Annotated in this window: 15 protein-coding genes, 1 pseudogene and 1 CRISPR repeat array; of the genes and pseudogenes, 9 read left to right on the forward strand and 7 right to left on the reverse strand. The window is 67.8% G+C overall.

From position 1 onward, the window contains the following. Nucleotides 1–91: 91 nt before the first annotated feature. Nucleotides 92–1,432 (reverse strand): hypothetical protein, encoded by a 1,341-nt coding sequence (locus tag IE316_RS12120; protein WP_190204265.1) that lies wholly within the window; start codon nucleotides 1,430–1,432, stop codon nucleotides 92–94. Between the two features lie 1,099 nt (nucleotides 1,433–2,531). Then, a complete protein-coding gene (locus IE316_RS12125; protein WP_308438913.1) occupies nucleotides 2,532–2,939 on the reverse strand; it encodes an ATP-binding protein in 408 nt (135 codons plus the stop codon). Between the two features lie 203 nt (nucleotides 2,940–3,142). On the opposite strand from IE316_RS12125, the gene IE316_RS35505 reads away from it, so the two are divergent. Beyond that, on the forward strand, nucleotides 3,143–3,589 hold the full coding sequence (locus IE316_RS35505; RefSeq protein ID WP_229910356.1) for a hypothetical protein: 447 nt from the start codon (nucleotides 3,143–3,145) through the stop codon (nucleotides 3,587–3,589). A 44-nt stretch (nucleotides 3,590–3,633) separates the two neighbouring features. Beyond that, nucleotides 3,634–3,918, forward strand: coding sequence for a hypothetical protein (locus tag IE316_RS12135; protein WP_190204659.1), 285 nt, complete (start codon nucleotides 3,634–3,636; stop codon nucleotides 3,916–3,918). A gap of 129 nt (nucleotides 3,919–4,047) precedes the next feature. Here the strand turns inward: IE316_RS12135 and IE316_RS12140 are convergent, their stop codons facing one another. From IE316_RS12140 to IE316_RS12160, 5 genes and pseudogenes are all read right to left on the reverse strand, one after another. Further along, nucleotides 4,048–4,323, reverse strand: a complete 276-nt coding sequence (locus tag IE316_RS12140) for a helix-turn-helix domain-containing protein (RefSeq protein ID WP_190204266.1) — start codon at nucleotides 4,321–4,323, stop codon at nucleotides 4,048–4,050. 864 nt (nucleotides 4,324–5,187) lie between these two features. Then, a CRISPR array of direct repeats spans nucleotides 5,188–6,437; the repeat unit is 29 nt; unit sequence CGGCTCACCTCCGCTCGCGCGGAGAGGAC. A 17-nt stretch (nucleotides 6,438–6,454) separates the two neighbouring features. Further along, complete coding sequence (gene cas2e, locus IE316_RS12145) at nucleotides 6,455–6,766, reverse strand: type I-E CRISPR-associated endoribonuclease Cas2e (protein ID WP_190204267.1); 312 nt, start codon at nucleotides 6,764–6,766, stop codon at nucleotides 6,455–6,457. A gap of 28 nt (nucleotides 6,767–6,794) precedes the next feature. Further along, a pseudogene (gene cas1e / locus IE316_RS12150) lies at nucleotides 6,795–7,768 on the reverse strand (type I-E CRISPR-associated endonuclease Cas1e). After that, complete coding sequence (gene cas6e, locus IE316_RS12155) at nucleotides 7,765–8,445, reverse strand: type I-E CRISPR-associated protein Cas6/Cse3/CasE (protein ID WP_190204268.1); 681 nt, start codon at nucleotides 8,443–8,445, stop codon at nucleotides 7,765–7,767. Before cas6e (IE316_RS12155) ends, cas1e begins: the two are co-directional and overlap by 4 nt. After that, nucleotides 8,442–8,651, reverse strand: a complete 210-nt coding sequence (locus IE316_RS12160; protein ID WP_190204660.1) for a hypothetical protein — start codon at nucleotides 8,649–8,651, stop codon at nucleotides 8,442–8,444. The genes cas6e (IE316_RS12155) and IE316_RS12160 overlap by 4 nt, the downstream gene beginning before the upstream one ends. Between IE316_RS12160 and IE316_RS36220 the strand changes: the two genes are divergently transcribed. The 7 genes from IE316_RS36220 (at nucleotide 8,625) to cas6e (IE316_RS12195) (ending at nucleotide 17,904) form a co-directional block, all read left to right on the forward strand. Further along, on the forward strand, nucleotides 8,625–8,957 hold the full coding sequence (locus IE316_RS36220; RefSeq protein ID WP_351055749.1) for an HD domain-containing protein: 333 nt from the start codon (nucleotides 8,625–8,627) through the stop codon (nucleotides 8,955–8,957). The two genes, IE316_RS12160 and IE316_RS36220, sit on opposite strands and share 27 nt — an antisense overlap. 863 nt (nucleotides 8,958–9,820) lie before the next feature. Beyond that, nucleotides 9,821–12,520: a CRISPR-associated endonuclease Cas3'' gene (locus tag IE316_RS12170; protein ID WP_190204270.1), complete on the forward strand. Its 2,700-nt coding sequence runs from the start codon at nucleotides 9,821–9,823 to the stop codon at nucleotides 12,518–12,520. A gap of 63 nt (nucleotides 12,521–12,583) precedes the next feature. After that, nucleotides 12,584–14,167: a type I-E CRISPR-associated protein Cse1/CasA gene (gene casA / locus IE316_RS12175; RefSeq protein WP_190204271.1), complete on the forward strand. Its 1,584-nt coding sequence runs from the start codon at nucleotides 12,584–12,586 to the stop codon at nucleotides 14,165–14,167. 54 nt (nucleotides 14,168–14,221) lie between these two features. Beyond that, a complete protein-coding gene (gene casB, locus IE316_RS12180) occupies nucleotides 14,222–14,899 on the forward strand; it encodes a type I-E CRISPR-associated protein Cse2/CasB (RefSeq protein WP_190204272.1) in 678 nt (225 codons plus the stop codon). Between the two features lie 25 nt (nucleotides 14,900–14,924). After that, nucleotides 14,925–16,100, forward strand: a complete 1,176-nt coding sequence (gene cas7e, locus IE316_RS12185; protein ID WP_190204273.1) for a type I-E CRISPR-associated protein Cas7/Cse4/CasC — start codon at nucleotides 14,925–14,927, stop codon at nucleotides 16,098–16,100. Next, on the forward strand, nucleotides 16,097–16,933 hold the full coding sequence (gene cas5e / locus IE316_RS12190; RefSeq protein ID WP_190204274.1) for a type I-E CRISPR-associated protein Cas5/CasD: 837 nt from the start codon (nucleotides 16,097–16,099) through the stop codon (nucleotides 16,931–16,933). The genes cas7e and cas5e overlap by 4 nt, the downstream gene beginning before the upstream one ends. 323 nt (nucleotides 16,934–17,256) lie before the next feature. Further along, complete coding sequence (cas6e, locus tag IE316_RS12195; protein ID WP_190204275.1) at nucleotides 17,257–17,904, forward strand: type I-E CRISPR-associated protein Cas6/Cse3/CasE; 648 nt, start codon at nucleotides 17,257–17,259, stop codon at nucleotides 17,902–17,904. Nucleotides 17,905–18,678 lie beyond the last annotated feature (774 nt).

Here is an 18,678-nt window from a genome sequence, read left to right on the forward strand (position 1 = left end):
GCGGCAGCGATCTCCTAAAGAAGGTTGGTACGACGGAACCCGGGCTTGTTCGGCTACTGGGTGCAGCGGCGGGGTGCATCATGACCGACGGTTATCGAGTTGCGCCTCGGGAGCACGTTCCGCACGCGGTACGGCCTCCTCTGAGGCTGGTCAGGGTGAGGGTGATGGCCGTGCTGCACCTGCAGCGGCAGCGCCACCGGTCGGTGGTCTTCCCCGGATAGGGCTCCAACGGCTCGAACCCGGCGGCGCGTGCCTCCGCGGCGGCTGTCGCGGGATCGGTTCGGCCACCGGATCGGGGGCACTTCTTGCAGCCGGTGGTTCCCGACCGGACGGATGACAGGCGCGTCATGACCTCGTTTCCGCAAGAACAGCGGCAGCGCCAACGGTCCGTGGTACGCCCGGGGTACGGCTCCAGCGGCTCGAACCCGGCCGCTCGTACTTCGGCGGACGCACGCTCGTCGGTTGCCGAGTTGAGGGCACAGAACCGGCAGCCCTTCGAACCGCTGTTGACGTTGGAGTAGGTGGGGCTGGTTTCGCGACCGCATGTGGTGCAGCGGCACCGCCACGGTGTTTGGCTGCCCGGGTAGGGTTCCAGCGGTTGGAGTCCGGCCGCGCGCATGGTTTCTTGGGCCTTCGGCGCGTTCGTGGCGGCGCGTTTCGCCTGGGTTCCCTTTGCCCGGCAGACGCGACAGCGCTGGCCCGCGTTACGGACGGCATTGAACGAAGGACGCCCCTCGTGCCCGCAGGTCATGCAGCGCGAGGGCCAAGTCGCGTTGGTGCGGCCGGGATAGGGCACGAGTGGCTCGTATCCGCAAGCCCGCATCTCAGCGGCTGCGGCCTCCGCGTCGATGAGGACCGCGGCACGTGGTCGGCCGCCAACTCGGGGCGCATAGGGTTTTTCTGCGCTCGGTGTTTCCTCATCGACCATGGCCCAGACCTCGGCCGCCGTGATGCGAGCTGCGGAGCAGGTCTCGGTCCAGCCGTTCGGCATGACGTCGCTCGTGAGGAAAGGAACGAGTCCGGCCTGATGCAGGCGGCCCAGCACGGCCTGCTCGACGTCGTAGGCGGCTGCGCCGGTGGTGTAGTCACGGGCCTGATGCAGTCGCCAACCCTGGCGTTCGTGTTGGATGAGGCGAGAGGTGTAGCCGGTGCAGGCACCGATCCCGATCTTGACGGCTTTCCACTCCTGGTGGGTGATCACGTAAACCTTCGACGGTCCTGACAGGTCGATGCCGTGGGTGGCACAGAACTTGCACCCTCCACCAGCACGAATCTTCATGAGCGTCGGGGAGACCTCGTTGCCGCAGGTTGTGCAACGGCACCGCCACGCCGTCACCGAGGTGGCATAGGGCTCCAGCGGCTCCAGCCCGGCCGCGCGCATGGCAGCCACCGCGGTGCCCGGGTCGGTCTTTCTACCCGCTGCTGCCCTCACGTCGGCACAGTGCCGACAGCCGCCCTGGCCCGCCAGAATGCCGCCCAGACTTGGTGACGTCTCACGCCCACAGCCGTTGCAGCGACACCGCCACGCCTTGTCACGACGCCCGGCGTACGGTTCGAGCGGTTCCAGGTCGGCGGCACGCATGAGGGCCTCGGCTTCGTCCGCGGGCCAGCGGCGTCGGCCACCCGGGGAGGGAGGGCAGTACGGGCAGGCCCGAAGGCCGCGCCTGAGGTTGCTCAACCTGATCTCGACATCTCGGCCGCACGGGAGGTGGCGGCAGTGCCACAGCCCGCTCGGTCCCGGGTAGGACTCCAGCGGCTCGAGGTCGAAGTCCTTCGCCTCAATTGCGGCCCGGTCGCCGTCCGTGCGAGGCAGTTCGCGGCGACGCGACCATGCCCGGCTGATGCCCTGCCCGGCGTTCTTGCGCCCGCACGGGCCGCAGCCCCCTTGTCCGCCCTTGACCGACCCATGAGTGGGTGTCCCGATCGTGCCGCATGTTGTGCAGCGGCACCGCCAGGGCATGTCGGTCCCGGGATAGGGCTCCAACGGTTCCAGACCCGCCGATCTCATGAGCGCGGCGGCCTGGTCCGGATCGACCGGCGCGTTCGGCGCGCACCATCGGCACGGTCCCCCTCCGCGTTTGATGTACGAGTAGCGCGGCTTGACCTCCCGACCGCACGACACGTGCCGGCAGCGCCAAGGGGGTGTCGCCCCGGGATACGGCTCCAGCGGTTCCAGGCCGGCCGAGCGCATCAACGCCACCGCCTCCTCCGGAGGAATCGATGCCGTGCCTGAGCAGTACCGGCAGCCGCCCTGCCGGCCCGCGGCAATGTTGCCCAGCCGCGGTGACACTTCTCTCCCGCACGCTTCATGGCGGCAGCGCCAGGGCTTATCACTTCCTGGATAGGGCTCCAGTGGTTCGAGCCCGGCACCCCGCAGAATCAGCACCGGATCGCGTGAATCCTTCCGCGGACGTCCCGTCGCCACCCGGCCTCCTTCTGAAGTACCCGCTTCCGGGGCGAGGATCGCACGCGGCACTGACAATGGCCTTGTTCACATCAGGAGCTTGGGGCGGTTCGGCGATGTGGGCGACTCACTGGGCGGCGGTGGCGAACGCGACACGGTGTCCGGCCTGACAGGCTCTGATCCCCAGGCCGATGGCCAGGTTGGTCTTGCCGGTGCCAGGCAGCCTTGGGACGATCACATTCTCCTTGCCGACGACGAAGTCCAGCGTCCCCAGATGCCCGATGACCTCGCGCTTGACGGACCGCTGGTGATCGAAGTCGAAGTCCTCCAGCGACTTGCGGGAGGGGAAACGGGCAGCCCGGATACGTCCCTCGGCTCCGTGACTGTCGCGGGCGGTGACCTCCCTCTGCAGGCAGGCGGCCAGATACTCCTCATGACTCCAGCCCTCGTCACGGGCCCTCTCGGCCAGACGAACGGCCGCATCCCTCAGGGCCGGAGCTTTCGAGGTTTCCTTGAACACGCTCGTGGTGCTCACGCAGGACCAACGGAGCCTCCTCACTGCTATCGCCGACCCGTGGCTCGAGGCAGGCGAGTGGCCGCCGTGGGCCTACGTCCAGCACTACTTCGAATCAGCGTGGCGGGGACGCCGACGCCACCTTCCAGTCACTGCCGCACGTGGGTAGCGAAGTACCGTAAGCCTCGGGCTACTACCAGTACCGGCACGCCATCGAACTCGCCTTGAAGTGGAACATCCGGTTGGTTGCGGCTTGTCTGCGTCGAGACGGCGTGTCGGTGCCGCCCGAGGAACTCGACAGCTTTCTAACGACGTCCCATGCGATCGCGCATCTGGCGGATCGGTTGAACCAGTACCTCGGCCGGTTGATGCCACCTCCGAACGACCGGATCGATCCGGCCACTCAAGGCACCCTGGACTGGCTGCACCAGCTCGACGAGAAGGGGCAGACCTTCCGATACGGCACGGTGAGGGGTGGCAAGGGACAGGGGTTGGTGCGGGCGCGGCCGAACCAGCAGAGGGTCGACTTCGACGCGGACGTCCGGCGTCTGCATGATGCCGCTTGGATGCTGTACGCAGGCTGTTCCGGTGTCCTCGACGCGCACGCGGAGAACCAAGCCGAGTACTACGCGGAGTACGACGTCGAGATGCCGTCCGCCATGGACTACTGAAAGCCCTGCGGCGGTGGCCCCGCGCCGTCTGGGAGGATGCAGCCATGAAGGCCGACGTCCAGGCGGCCTGCGACGTCTTCGCCCGCCTGCTGTCCCACACCCTTCCGTACACCGACTGCATGGTCGGTGACGACCATGTACTGCTGCGCCTCCACGGCGATCTCGAGACGGCTTCCCTCTATCCCTTGGCCACAGCGGGTATGAACGCCTACGTCTCCGGGCCGCAGGACCGTCGGCGGCTCACTGGGGAAGTCGCCGACGGTCCCACAGGAGCACAGGTTGTAGAAACCGTCTTTGGGCGTCTGCGCCAGTCTAGGACGGACGCGTAATGCCAGGTCAGCGCTCTCGACCCGAGGAGGTCGACGTAGTTGGTGACATCTGCGTGACAGCGCTTGTGAGGGTTTGTGTGAGACGACGAGGCCCCGCCGGGTACCCGGCGGGGCCTCGTCGTAGCGGTCCTAGGATGTCGAATGGCCCCCAACGCTGGCATCGTTGTACTCCGGAACTCCGCTCTCGAGTACGCGGAGCAGAGATGCCGTGACGACGCGCGTCTTGCGGCCGATGCGTAGCACGCGGCAGGGAAACTGCCCGCTGCGGATCAGGTCGTATCCCTTTGCACGTGAGAATCCGAACGCTTTTGAGGCGTCCTCCACGCTCGCCGTTCCGTTCCAGGTGGCGAGGATGTGGGCAGAGCTAAAGGGAGGGGTCAGGGCCTCGTCGATTCCTGTGTGCATCCGAGTTCTTTCGTCTTGACGGCGGTTACCACCCCATTCCGGACCTACGGAGGTCACTCGCGCAGATGCTCGGGGCGACCGTCAATACTCCGTACCATCGCCGGTTTGGCTAACCGGCGGTTCTGGACTATGTTGTCCCGCTTCCCGCAGAGAACTGCCTCTGGCGGCGTGAAAGTCCGACCGCGGAAGGGAGTGAGTTGTGTCCAGCGAGTGATGCCATTCGGGGCGCTGAATGAAACGGCAGTGGTCACGCAGTACGAATTGCAGCGCATCTGTTACCAGTTGAGTACGTCATGAAGTCGTCCACCTGGGAGCCTTGACCTGCATCGATGCGGAGTTCCCGGTCTCTGACCTGCGCGGATATGTCTTTCAGCGTGATTCGGAATCGTGCCGCGTTACGCCGTCGATTCTCCCCATGATCTCCCCGCGGCCGTTGATACTCCCCAGATTCTCTCCAGATCGCGACGTTGTGGCGACCCTAGGGCACGGGACGTCATGCCGCCGGAGGCGCTGCCTGGGGCACGTTGAGTGACTGCCGAGGGCAGGGCAGAAGCCCGGTGCTCAGCGGATGGGTGAAAGGCGTGAGTTCTCTGCTGTACCGCCGCAAGCAGTGCGAGCGACCAACCCGGCCTCACGTTCCTTGGGGCCGGGAACGCGGCTCGACGCTCGTCGGCAGGGCCGCAACAAGCAGGAACTCGCCATCGAGGCCGCAGCGGAGAGCTGACCGACGGGACGGTGCGCCCGTACCGGCCGCCGTGACGCCAGCAACCGGTATGCGACACATCGCCGTGGCGTCGCCTCGCCGTGCAGTTCGCGGCACAGCTCGGGTAACGGCCAGAAGCAGTGGAAGCACTTGCTGGCCACCGGCTCACCTCCGCTCGCGCGGAGAGAACCTCGCCGACACGTTCAACGAGTACTCCACGATCGGCTCACCTCCGCTCGCGCGGAGAGGACGACACCGCCCGCACCGTCGCGGTCCTCTCCACCGGCTCACCTCCGCTCGCGCGGAGAGGACGGGTGGTGCGTTCACTGCGTGTTCCCCCGGGGCGGCTCACCTCCGCTCGCGCGGAAAGGACCCCACCCATCGCCGGTGCGTGGAGCTGCGGTTCGGCTCACCTCCGCTCGCGCGATGAGGACCGCCAGGCCGACGCGATCCTGGTGGAGCGGAACGGCTCACCTCCGCTCGCGCGGAGAGGACAGCGCGCGCCGGTACGCGCGGTCGGTCATGTGCGGCTCACCTCCGCTCGCGCGGAGAGGACGGTGGCGTGGTGGCCTCGGGTGCGGCGGATGGCGGCTCACCTCCGCTCGCGCGGAGAGGACCTCGTGAGGCACCCCGGCACGAAGGAGAATGACGGCTCACCTCCGCTCGCGCGGAGAGGACACCCGGAAGCGGCCGACGGGACGGCCCTCACGCGGCTCACCTCCGCTCGCGCGGAGAGGACTCCGTGGGCCCGCAGATGCTCACCGCGATCGGCGGCTCACCTCCGCTCGCGCGGAGAGAACCCCACCACCGCCCCGGCGATCTCCTGCCGGGTCGGCTCACCTCCGCTCGCGCGGAGAGGACCGAACGGAGAACACCAAGATGGCCATCAGCGCCGGCTCACCTCCGCTCGCGCGGAGAGGACGCGCGCTGCGCCTCCAACTCGGCGACCCGGGCCGGCTCACCTCCGCTCGCGCGGAGAGGACTCGAAGTCCGTGTGACCAGGAATGAGGTCCGGCGGCTCACCTTCGCTCGCGCGGAGAGGACGCGCAGCTCGTCCACCGCGACTACGACCCGGGCCGGCTCACCTCCGCTCGCGCGGAGAGGACACGGCCAGCACCGGCACCGACGTGTCCTGCAACGGCTCACCTCCGCTCGCGCGGAGAGGACGTGACGTTCCACCGGTTGTCGATGCCGAGCTTCGGCTCACCTCCGCTCGCGCGGAGAGGACGGTTGCAGGGCGTAGCCGAGGCCGAAACAGACCGGCTCACCTCCGCTCGCGCGGAGAGGACCACGGGGCGGGCTACCGGCGCCGCCAACCCGGCGGCTCACCTCCGCTCGCGCGGAGAGGACACCCCCGACGAGGTGCGTACTGCTCTCCGGTCCGGCTCACCTCCGCTCGCGCGGAGAGGACCTTTGCGACCTGCAGAGTTAGAAGGGCTTTGCTGTTTGTTGACCTTCTTCCCGGAACGCGACGAGAGTGAGGCCGTCGAAGTCGAGCGGGCTGCGACGCTGTTCTCCGGCTGTGCGGAGTTCGAATCCCTGCTCGTTGTCGCTGGGGTAGGCGAGGACGGCGGTGCCGTTGCGGACGCAGGCGGTGATGGAGGCCCAGAGTTCGTCGCGTACGCGGGCGGAGACGGTGCCCACGTAGAGCTCGGGAGTGACTTCGAGGAGCCATCGGGTGAGGGCGCCGCGGAGATGGTCGGGGACGGCTGTGGTGGCGAGGACGGTCATCGAGGCCATGGGTGCCGTGCCTTCCAACTGAGGGTTGTCATGAGGCTCCGCCGTGGTTGGTGCCGCCGGGAATGGTGCCGGCCACGGGGTCCCACAGGTCGACGAGTTCCTCCTCGGGATCGGGTTCTGGCGGTCGCCGTCCGGGTCGAGGAGGCACTGGACGTCATGGATGATGCGCGGCAGGAGCCGGAAGAGGCGCAGACCGTTGCGGAAGGAGCGGCGTGCCTCGGCCTCCGGGTTGGCCGAGGCATTGAGGGAGAACGCCAGCGGGATGGTCAGCTCGGCCTTGTAGAGGTCGGCGACGTCATAGACGAAGGCTTGCTGGTTCCCGCTGTGGACGAATCCCAGGGCGGGTGAGCAGCCAAGGGCGAGTACGGCCGCGTGGACGATGCCGTAGAGGCAGGTGTTCGCGGAGGAGAGAGCTAGGTTGACGGGGTCCTGGGTGTCCCACTGCGCGGGATCGTAGCTGCGGCGGAAGCGGCCGATCTTGTACTGCTGGGCGAGGAGTCTGTACTGCGCCTTGACGCGCTGCCCTTCCATGCCGCGGAGTTGGGCCAGCGAGGTGCCGGGCGGCACGGAGCCTTTGCCGAAGCGCCGTTCGTACATGGCGGTGGCGACGGCGAGCCGTCGGCTGTCGTCTGCCCATGAACGGGCCTGGCGCTCGAGCCAGACGGTCGTGAGAGAGTCCGGCTGGGTCGCGGCGTAGCAGCGGACGCCGCCGGAACCGGTGACGACCACGGTGGTGCCGTGGCGGGCCAGGGTGGCCAGGGCCCGGGCGGTGATGGAGGTGCCGGGGCCCAGGAGTACGCAGCTGAGTGCGGCGGTCGGCAGGTAGACGGTTTCTCTGCCCCGCCGATCGCTGGTCACTTCGGCCAGGACTCCGGTGTCGTCCTGCAGGACGCGGACGACGTCCAGGTAGAGGAACGACAGGGAGTCCGCGAAGCGGGGCAGCATGGCCACCGTGGGGGCGGCGAGTCTGCGGCGGCCGGCGGGGGTGGAAGGCGCGGTCATGTTCGGGTGCCGCCTTCGCCAGTTCGGGCGGGGGCGATGGTGAGCAGGCCGCAGCCGTAGGCTTTGCCGCGTCCGATGCCGTCGATCAGTTTCTCCCGGAGTCGGTCGGGATCGATGACCGCGGCGGTGCCGTCGAAGCGGGTACGGGCGTGGCGGATGCGCTGCTGGTCGGCGCCGCGTTGGCCGCGGATGCCGGTAGCGCTGTCGAGGGGCTGGGAGTGCAGGGTCAGCACCTTCAGGCCGGCGGTGTCGGCCTGCCGCATCCACCATTCGTCGGCGTGGGCGCCGGTGAGAGGGACGACGGCGGGGAGATCGTAGAGGGCGCGGGTGCTGGCTCCGGGCTTGCGGACGGGATTGGCGGTACAGCGGAAGTGGAGGTGCGCGCCGGAGCGCAGTGTGCTCAGGAGCGGGCCGATGTCCCGGACGGCCGCTGTGCCGTAGTCCTCGGGGAGCCGGGCGAGATCGGGCCGGTGGCGGGACTGCATGAGGATGTACGGGCCGGTGGGGGAGTCCTCCACGCGGTGCAGGACGCCCAGTGCCGCCCGTGGGTCGGGGCCGGCTCCGTCGGGGAAGAGGGACATGAGGCGGCGGTGCAGCCCGACGGCGTTGCCGAGGTCGCGTCGGGCGTCGCGGGAGGCGGGGTGAGGGGCGATCCGGGTCAGCCAGACGTCGTTCATGGACGGCTCTCCTCGCTGGTGTTCAAGTGGCGGCTGGCGTACTCGCCGAGGGCCTGGAGGTAGTCCGTGCCGAGCCCGCCCCACTGAGGGGCGGGCGGGGTGACGGTGCGGCGGTACAGAGGCCGGGCACGGTAGCTGCGCCGGGTGGGGTGGAAGGCGACGGGCTGGTCGTTGAGGCGGTGCTGTCGTTCTGGGCGGGCCTTCATGATCTGGGAAAGGGCACGCCGGTCTTCCAGGCGCAGGTGCCTTCACTATTCGACAAGGTGCGCGACGATGCGGACTGCTCGGCAAACCGCTCACGAGCCGCAGCGGACAGCAGCACGTCCCACAGAATGCCGAAGACCGCAGCATCGTCCAAGAGGTGGCATGTCATCGGGTACGCGCGCCCGAGACCACGCTCCAAGCCCCAGAGCCTGGGGTCAGGACAGCTACAAGGCGCGCTTTTTCTTGATGCTTCGTCACAGCGATCCCCCTATCAGAAGGCGCTGACAATGCGCTCTGACCAGGAGTAACACCTCATCAGCGTCGGCACACCGAAGTCGGCTCGGCCTCTGCTCGTGTGGGAAGGACACCGGCACCCCGATCAGCGCACTGACCGACTTCGGCTCCCCTCCGCTCGCGCAGAGAGGACTGCCGCTCCAGCCGGGAGTGCGCCACGTCGAACGGCTCACCTCCGCTCGCGCGGAGAGGACCACCCCCGCGTCGGCGGGACGAACACCTCCATCTGGCGAGCGCGATCGTCGGACACCGGAACTCCCCCGCGTCGGTGGGGAGCACTCCAGCATGCGATTGGGCACCACGATCCCTCTTCCCCGACGGTAACGTCACGTTGGGCGGTGGAACGCCCCGGCGCTGGCTCGAAATCCCGAACGCGCGGGTCGGCCCCTTTTGTAGCCGGACATTTCGTCCTGCGGGGTAGCGCTGCGCGGAGCGTGTTCCCGCCAAGGGCGATCGTCTTGAAACAGGAGGTGACGGACCCCTGGGGTCCGTCACCGTTGGCTCAAATGAGCCAGCCGACGAGTTCGCTGATCAGGGCACGGATCACCGCGCTGACCACTACGCGTGAGGCTTCGAGAAGAACCTCGCGACGCAGGACGAACTTGTGCAGGAACCGGGACACTGTATCTCCATGGCACAGACAGAGTCGAGGTTGCGCCACATCCCTCGAGAGGGTCGTGCGTTCTTCTCGGCGTTGCCGTTGCCTGAAGAGCCAATGAGGTTCCGCGCACCTCCCAGGGAGGCGTGCAGCGGTATGTACTCTACGGCGGAGACCCGTTGGCGTAGGAGTGGTTGAGGGAATTGCCTCGGCCGACCTCCGTAGAGGCAAGGCAGGATGAAGGCACGCCTGCACTGGATCCGCGATGAGGAGCACCCCATGTCCCTGGACTGCCGCCTGTGGGGCAAGGCTGCCGGGCTGGGCAAGAGCGCCTGCGGGGCTCACCGCACACACCCTTTGATCTGTCATCTGCTGGATGCGGCAGCCGTCGCTGAGGTCGTCTGGGACGAGCTGTTGACCGTGCACCAGCGGAGCATGGTGGTCGGGGCCCTGCAGGTTCCGGACGAGGAAGCGCGGGCGCTCGTGGCGTTCTGGGCGGGGCTGCATGATATCGGCAAGATCAGTGTGCCGTTTCAGATGCACCACAACGGCCCGAAGGACGCGGACGGGAAGCTGTTAGCGCAGGAGCTGGGTAGTGAGCAGGGGTACGGGTACCCGGATGGCGCCACGCAGGACAGGCAGTCGCACGAGGCGGCGGCACACTGGTGGCTGGCGGGGATCTTCAAGGAGATCGGCTATCCGTCGTCGAAGCGGCGTCCGCAGTCCCAGCTCAGCCACGCGGTGGCCCAGATTCTCGGTGGGCACGGAGGCCGCTTCCACCCGGTCGTCCGCGACAAGGATTCGAGGTGCCCCGTCGCCCGTCACCCCGGTCTGGGCTCGGGTAGTTGGGAGAGGCAGCGGCGGATCCACTTCGATGAGGTGCGCCGAGTGACAGCGGCGATGTCGGTTCCGCAAGGGCGGATGACGCCGGGGGCGGCTGTGGTTCTGACGGGGTTGGTCACCTTGTCGGACTGGCTGGCCAGTATCGAAGGAGAGATTCGGAGCAGGCTCAGGGAGGAGGGGTGGGCTGGAACTCCTGAAGACCTGGACTCTTACTGGCCGATCGCTCGTGCAGAGGCTTCCCGTGTGGTGCATCAGGCCGACTTGCTCGGGACGGGTTTCGTGCGGCCGGTCCCGGTTCGAAGTGCGGACGGGACCAGTCTCGGGGCTAGTTTGGCGGGTCAGTTGCCTGATCTGGTGGCCGAATACGGGCCGGGCTTGGTGGTCGTGACGGCTTCGCCGTCACAGGATCGTACGGAGGCGGCTCTTCGCGCGGCGGCGGTCCTTGGGCATGCAGCACACGCCCGCGGCCTGTTCTATGCGCTGCCGACCGGGTCAGCGGCCGACAGCCATATGGCGCAGGTGCACGCTTTCGCCGAGCAGGCCCTGACGGGCCCTTGGCGGTCGCTGCTGCTGCACAGCGCTTCCCGGTTGAAGCCGGCGGAAGCCGCGCAGCAGTGGGCGCATGCTAATGCGCTCGGCGAGATCAGTGCGGAGCCCGGGGAGGAGTGGGCCCTGACAGCGGACAGTTGGCTCAACTCCCATCATCGCGCGCTCCTGGCTGCGCTGGGCACGGGGACGGTGGATGAACTCCTCCAGGCGGTCATGCCGGTGAAGTTCAACGTGATGCGGCTTTTCGCCTTCTCCGGCAAGGTCGTCGTGGTGGACGAGGCCCATGCCCGCGGTGCCTGGGGGCAGAAGCTGATGCTTCGGTTCTTGGAGTGGGCCGCTGCGCTGCGGATTCCCGTTGTCCTGGCCGCGATGTCCGCGGACAAGTCGGTGGATGCGATGCTGGCGGCCTATCGCCGTGGTGCAGGAGGGGGCGAAGAGCCGCTGGTGCAGCCTCGCCGGCTGCCGGCGTGGTCGTTCGTGGATGCTCAGTCCGGAGGCGGGCACCTGCCCCGCCAGCCCGCCGAGTCCGTTCGTGGCAGCACGCTCGGCATCGAGGTCGCCGACGGTGCGCCGTACGACGAGATCCGGGCGGTTCTTGCCACCCTGGTTGCGGCCGGCCGCGGAAGGGCTGTCGTCTACCGGCCGACGCCTGCGGAAGCTGTCCGAACATCCCGACAGCTTGAGGTGGATCTGTGCGGCCTTGACGTGACCCTGGTTCATGAACAGATGCGCAACATGGACCGATGGCAGCGTCTCGCGGCCTGCAGGAGCGCTTTCGCGTCCGAGGGCACAGTCAGCGGGCCGTCGGTGCTGGTGACGACGCCGATGCTGGAACATGTCAGGGGCCTGCAATTCGACCTCGTCATTTCGGGGACGGCACCGCTCGCGGAGCTGCTGGCCCGTGCGGCACAGAGTGCGGGTGATCAGCCGCGGCTCGTGGTGCTCCGAGCGGACGACAAGTCTGAGGTGGACGACGCCGCGCTGGTGCGGCGTACTGAGATACTCCTGGGCGCCGGCAGGACGGTTTCTCTGCCGGAAGAACTGCCCCTGCTATTGGACGAGGTGTACGCCGACGGGCTCGTCGACAGGCTGGAGGAGATGGCGGCGCGTGAGCTCAAGCGGCTCGACAACCGGCGCACGGTCCGGGAAAGCCAAGCCACCGGTACGGCGGGTTGGCTGGCGGTGCCTGGGCCGGGGGAGCTCGATGGCGATCTCAGCCTGCTGAGCCGAGACCAACCCGGTATGGAGCCCGAACTGCTCTCCGCCGTGCTCGGCGAGGAGATGGTGCATGTGGTGTGCGTGTACCCCGGGCGGCTTCTGGAGGACGGAGTCTGCGCGCAGAGGCTCGCGCTCGATGACAAGAAACGACCGAGGCCGGGCCAGCTTGTCCCCTATCTGATACCTGTACCGCAGCGACTCGTCGACGGTGTGACGGATGATGCGAATGGCGTCTGGCGTGGCATGGCCGCCCTCAAGGGCGTCCTCCGGCTGAACCTGGATCGGGAAGACGGTACGTGGGTGCGTACCAGTGCGAGGCACCGATTCCGCGTGGACGAGTCCGGACTGATGATTGATCAGTTGTCCTAACGGCCCACGCCGCCCCCGCTCGTCCTTCTACTATTCGGTGACGTTCGACGTTGGGGGAGGGACGTGACCACGTCTGCGTCCGATCTGATCGACCAGCCATGGATTCCGGTCGCATGGGTGGAGGGGCAGTCGGGCCCCCCTGAAGTGGGCCTGAGGGATCTGTTCGTGCGTGCCCGGGACATCCGCACTCTGTTGATTGCGGAAGCTCCGGCTCACTCGGCGCTGCTGCGCGTGCTGTACGCGCTGACCGCGCGGATCACCGCTCTGGACGAGGCCGGGCCCGGAAGCTGGGGCGACCGGCGCGTACACGTCATCGAGCAGGGGTTCCCCGAGCGGAGTATCGAACTGCCTGACGGCCGCAAGGCCGGCATCGAGGGCTACTTCGGTCAGTGGGGCGACCGCTTCGACCTGTTCGACGGCGATCGTCCGTGGCTCCAGGATCCCCGCCTCCCTGACCAGTGCGACAGGAACAACACGGCCGGCGTCCACAAGCTCGTCATGAGCCGGGCAGCGGGCAACAACCACTCCTGGTTCGGGCACTGGAGCCACCACAGCCCCGTGCTTCCCGGTATTTCGCAGGCGGCACTGTCGCTGCTGACCTGGCACTTCTGGGGAGACCCCGGCGGTCTTTCAACGCGTGAGGTCGGACATGTCAAGAGCCATTATGCGAAGGCCGCGCCACTGCGGGCTGCACTGTCGTATCACCCCCAGTGCGACAACCTTCTCCTGACACTGCTGGCAGGTCTGACTCCGCCGGATGGCGACGTTAGCCGGCACACCGATCTGTGCCCTTGGGAGCGCGAGGACCTCCCGGACCCGCTTGCGCCGATGCCCGAGCCGCAGGGCCCCTGCTCACGGCTCACCGCCTGCTCACAGCACGCGCTCTATCTCGTTCCTGCCCCCGACGGCAGGCATACGGCCGACGCATACATCACCTGGGCTTATGACGCCGCGCGGATCCGGCCGCAAGACGACTACCTGATCTGGGACATCACCAAGGACGGGACGACATCCCCCCGGTCGGCATCCTCATCCCGTTCTTTGTGGCGGGACATCGACGCCCTTCTGCTCAAGCAGATGGACGACGCAAGCCCCATCCAGCCCAAGGTCATGGACCATGCCTTCGACGTTAGTGAGTACGTGCGGGTACGCGCGCTCGGCTTCGAACAGGATGCCAGCCAGGCAGCCAACCACCAGTACATCGATTCCGTGACCCCGGTGCTGCTGTCCCGGGTGGAAGAGGACGCGATGAGCACCGAGCGGCCCGTACGCCAGCTCCGTGAACTGGGTGAGCTTTTCGGGAGCCGGCTGGAGAAGGCCACGAAGGAAGCCTGGCTGAAGTACACGGATGACAAGGGGAACGATCCGGGGGCCTGGCTGGACGCGGTCGCGGCACGGTACTGGCCGTCGGCGGAAGACGAGTTCTGGTCGCGGTTCCGACAGTTGTCGCGCGATGGCGGCGCCATGGACACCGGATTCGACTTTGCGTCCGCGTGCCGGGCCTTCGGGCGGCACGCGCTCGACGCCTATGAGGCCGTGACCGGCTCCGTGACGCGCACACCACGGGGCGCGAAAGCCGTCACCCAGGCGAAGGCGATCATTCTCAACGCCCTGAAAAACCCGTACAAGGCGATGGAGAGCCGCTGACGACAAGTGCGGCCCAGACGTCGTGACCGACGCCCTGTGACCCGAGGACAAGCTGTGACCTTCCAAGCCCCTGAAGCAAGCAAGCGGCAGAAGAGTCGCGCCGCGTATGCCGCATTCACCCAGGGTATCGAACGACTGTGCCACACAGACCCCGGTGCCCGTGCGGCGCTGCGCGCGGGTCTGCGCCGCGACCTGGACCACCCGCGCACGCGTCCCATGCATCGGCTGCTGACGCCGCGACTGCCGGAAGGATGCGACGACAAGACAGCGCAGGCCCATTACACGGTGGCTGCGCTGATCGCGGCGCAGCCCCGGCACGCCTTCTCACCCGGCCAGGCAGACGACGACGAAGACACCGCAGACGAACACGGGGCGGCACGAAAACAGGTTCCTCAGCAGGAGGGAGAACCGGACGAGGATGCTGTTCCGCCCGGGCCTGCCCCGTACGGCTCCTCGTTCGGTGCCACCCTGGGCCAGGCCGTCATCGCGAAGGGCACCCCGATGCGGAAGAGCGCCGCGGAAAACCGTATCAACCTCCTGACGCGGCAGAGCCTGCGCGGCATCCACCTGCACCTCCCGGCTGCGGTGAACCAGGTACGCACCACAGGCGCCGCCATCGACTGGGGACAGTTGCTGGCAGACCTCGTCGACTGGCCACACCAGTCGGGGCGTATCAGCCGCCGCTGGCTGCAGGACTTCTACCGGATCACCGCCGGCACCGACCAGGACTGACCCTTCACCTCACAGGAGATCCCCGATGGGCCCCAAGCCACGTTTCATCGACATCCACGTCGTCCAACCCGTTCCCTACGCGAACCTGAACCGGGACGACACCAACTCGGTGAAAAGCATGCTCTACGGCGACGCTCTGCGTACCCGTATCTCCAGCCAGTCCTGGAAGCGGGCTGTCCGCGAGCACTTCCAAGACACGCTCGGCGGGAACGCGCTGCGCACACGCCGTATCGGCGAGCGGGTCACCGAGACGCTTCGCGACCGCGGGTGGGACAGGGCGCTTGCCGAACGCGCGGGCGCCCATGTTGCGGCCGGGAGCAGCATCAAGTGGGAGGTGGCCAAGGGGAAAGACAAGCAGCCCATCACGAACAAGGTTCTGACCAACGCGCTCGTCTACCTTCCCGAAGACGCTGTGGAGGAACTGGCTGACATCGCCGAAGCCCACAAGGACAAGCTCACGGCCGACTTCACCGGCAAGGGAAAGAACAAGCCCGAAAGCGCCCTGAAAGGGAAGATCGACAAAATCCTTGTCAAAAGGAACGGAGTCATCAACCTCTTCGGCCGCATGCTCACCGAGGTCGACCAGGCCAGTGTCGACGGCGCCGTCCAAGTCGCCCACGCCTTCACCACGCACACCACTGAGGTCGAACTCGACTACTTCGCAGCCGTCGACGATGTCACCGAGGCGAAGGGCGACGAAACGGGCAGCGGCCACATGGGCACCGCCGAGTTCAGCACCGGCACCTTCTACCGGTTCGCCACCGTCGATCTTGAAGAACTCATCAAGAATCTGAGCGATGACAGCGACATCGCGCTTGATGCCGCCCGCGAGCTCGCCGGCCAGTTCCTGCTCTCCTTCATCGAGTCCCTGCCGCAGGCGAAAAAGAACTCCACCGCCCCGCACACCATCCCGCACCTGGTCCACGTGGCGGTCCGCTCCGACCGGCCGTTGTCGTTCGCCGCAGCCTTCGAGGAACCCGTGCGGCCTGCCGAACACGGCGGCTACGTCGCGCGCTCCGTGCAAGGTATCGATGCGTACTCCAAGGCCGCGAACACCCTCCTCGGCCCCGACCGCGTCGTGCACGCGGCACATGCCTCTCTTCAGTTCGACAAACTGGAGCATCTCGGCGAGCGTCACTCGTCCTTCCATGCTCTCGTCACCGCCGCAGTCGACATTGCTCTCGCCGAGGCCCCGCAGTGACCGAACATCCCTCCCGCGGGCTGCTGCTGCGTCTGGCAGGCCCGCTCCAGTCCTGGGGCACGCACAGCAAGTACGCGCGGCGTGACACAGCCCGATTCCCCACTCGATCCGGCGTCGTGGGCATGCTCGCCGCAGGTCTCGGACGACCGCGCCAGGCGTCTCTGGACGACCTCACCGAACTGTCGATGACAGTACGTGTCGACCGACCCGGTGTTGTACTGTCCGACTTCCACACCGTCGGCGGCGGATTGCCCGCCGACGAGACGGTGATCACCGTCGACGGAAAACACCGCTCCGAGGGCAAGAGCACTCTGGTGTCCAGGCGCCAGTACTTAGCCGATGCTGCTTTCACACTCGCGCTGACGTCCGACGACGAAGGGCTGCTGCACTCGTGCGCCGCCGCCCTGCGTGACCCGCACTGGCCGCTGTACCTCGGCCGCCGGTCCTGCCCGCCGGAAGGCCCGATCCTGCTGGGACACGTGGACGAGCCGCTGTGGCACCTGGTACGGCTGCCCCTGGCGGTCAGGAGGCCGCGCAGCGGCCCGCAGCCGATCGAGTTCTACGGCGACAGGCCACTCGGTGTACTCCCCGTCACCGCCGACGTTCCGGACCGGGGCGACGGCGATCAACATAGCGGCGAAGTCACCGACGAGCCGATGTCCTTCGCACCGCTGGCGCGCCAGTACCGGCCTCGGCCGCTGTACCGGCGTGCCGTGCACCTGCCGGACGCCGCCTACGGCGGCTTCGGCACCGGCTACCTGAAGAAGCTCCAGAGCTACATCGACGCCCAGTTCGCGACGCCGCAGAGGAGCACCCGGTGCCTCCACGGCTGACCCTCATCATGCACTCACCCAGCTCTTCCACGGCCCGCCCAGACCTTGGCGGCAACGCCCAAAGCACCGAAAAGCTGCACCAACGCAGGGTGCAGATGGTGCCCGACGCGCCCGGAGCGGCGCACGCCTCCAACGACGCTTCTTTCTCAGCCCAGGCACTGCGGGCGTGGACAGGCTCGTGCTCCGGCTGACCGGCCCGATGCAGTCCCGAGGCGAACGCTCGGCGTTCACCCCCGACCGGAACACCGCCCCTTACCCCACTCGGTCCGCGTTTGCACCCTCCACGCCAAGCTGAGCGACTACACCAAGAAGGAGACCGCCACATGAGCCCCGGCGCGGCCCTCGCCCGTATCCGCCTCAACCCCCGCAGCCACGCCGTCCAGCGCGACCTACGCAACGCCACCGACATGCACCGCACCCTGATGCGCCTGGTCCCCGATGGCCTGGGTGACAACCCCCGGCAGACGGCCGGGCTCCTGTATCGCCTCGACGCAACCGACACCTCCACCACCCTCTTGGTCCAGGCCGCCGCCCTGGACCCGACACGCCTGCCCGACGACTACGGCCACGCCGACGTCAAGGACATCACCCCGATGTTCAACGCCCTCAAAAAGGCCCTTGTCATCCGTTACCGCATCGTCGTCAACCCGGTCAAAACCCAACGTCTGTCCCTGGAGAAGAAGGGCCAGCGCGGTAAACGCATCCCGCTCACCGGCCCGGACGCCGACCAGTGGTGGGCACGCCGCGCCCGCGAGGCCGGACTGCACCTGACTACTGCGCTGCCCACCCCTGTTGCTGCCGCGCACCGCCGCGGCGACAACTCCGCCGTCGTGCGGCATCACCTGGTGCGCTACGACGGCACTGCTATCGTCACCGACCCCGATGCTCTCGCCCAGGCCATACTGGACGGCATCGGACGGGCCAAGTCCTACGGCGCCGGCCTGCTCAGCCTCGCTCCAGCAGTCATATGAGCCCATCTTGCGATGGCGAGGCCCGCGCGCGCCTGGCCGCACTCACCCTGGCCAGGGCTCTGGGTGCCGCGGACTTGCTCTCCTTCCTGTACCTACCGCGTCGGCGGGAGGACCTCGTCGCGCTGCGCAACGTCGACCAGGCCATCGGATTACTCCCGCGTCGGCGGGGACGACGGACCCACGGAACTCGAACCGGCATCCGGTGACGGTCACCCCCGAGTCGGCGGGGAGAACGAATGTCTACTCATGGACACTCATGGTCAGGCGGTCCTTCCCGCCGACGCGGGACTGATCCGATGGAGTCCGGGACCGCGTTGCGCAGTTCCTCGCCCCATTCTGCCGACGCGGGGGTGATCCGAAGCCGCCCAGCCCGGACAACCCGCGGCTGGAGTCCGCTCCGCCGACGCGGGGTGGTCCGCCGGGCACGTTGACCGCCGCGGTGATGGTGGTCTCCCTCCCGCCGACGCGGGGGTGGTCCGACGAGCCGGTGGTGGAACATCCGGGCGAAGTGGTCCTTCCCCCGCCGACGCGGGGGTGGTCCGTGCGCCGGAGGGGCACCTGCGGCGTCCTGGTGGTCCGCAACACCTCCGGCGAGCTGGAGTAACTGCGCACCGACCGAGACGACTCCGACGCCGGGCGCGCCATGATCGAACGGGCCCGCGCGCTCGTTGGGCACCGGCTGCGGGTGTACCGCGTCAACGAGCAGATGACCGGTAACCCCAAGATGCAGGTCCGCACCGTCGTCCACCTGACCGACTACAGCCCGGACACCGA

The organism is Streptomyces fumanus (assembly GCF_014655295.1).
In the GTDB taxonomy this organism is placed as follows: Bacteria; Actinomycetota; Actinomycetes; order Streptomycetales; family Streptomycetaceae; genus Streptomyces; species Streptomyces fumanus.

Coding starts and splice junctions, on each gene's coding strand:
- IE316_RS12135 (WP_190204659.1), top strand. CDS start 3,634: ATGAAGGCCGACGTCCAGGCGGCCTGCGACGTCTTCGCCCGCCTGCTG.
- IE316_RS12140 (WP_190204266.1), bottom strand. CDS start 4,323: ATGCACACAGGAATCGACGAGGCCCTGACCCCTCCCTTTAGCTCTGCC.
- cas2e (WP_190204267.1), bottom strand. CDS start 6,766: ATGGCCTCGATGACCGTCCTCGCCACCACAGCCGTCCCCGACCATCTC.
- cas6e (WP_190204268.1), bottom strand. CDS start 8,445: ATGAACGACGTCTGGCTGACCCGGATCGCCCCTCACCCCGCCTCCCGC.
- IE316_RS12160 (WP_190204660.1), bottom strand. CDS start 8,651: ATGAAGGCCCGCCCAGAACGACAGCACCGCCTCAACGACCAGCCCGTC.
- IE316_RS12170 (WP_190204270.1), top strand. CDS start 9,821: ATGTCCCTGGACTGCCGCCTGTGGGGCAAGGCTGCCGGGCTGGGCAAG.
- cas7e (WP_190204273.1), top strand. CDS start 14,925: ATGGGCCCCAAGCCACGTTTCATCGACATCCACGTCGTCCAACCCGTT.
- cas6e (WP_190204275.1), top strand. CDS start 17,257: ATGAGCCCCGGCGCGGCCCTCGCCCGTATCCGCCTCAACCCCCGCAGC.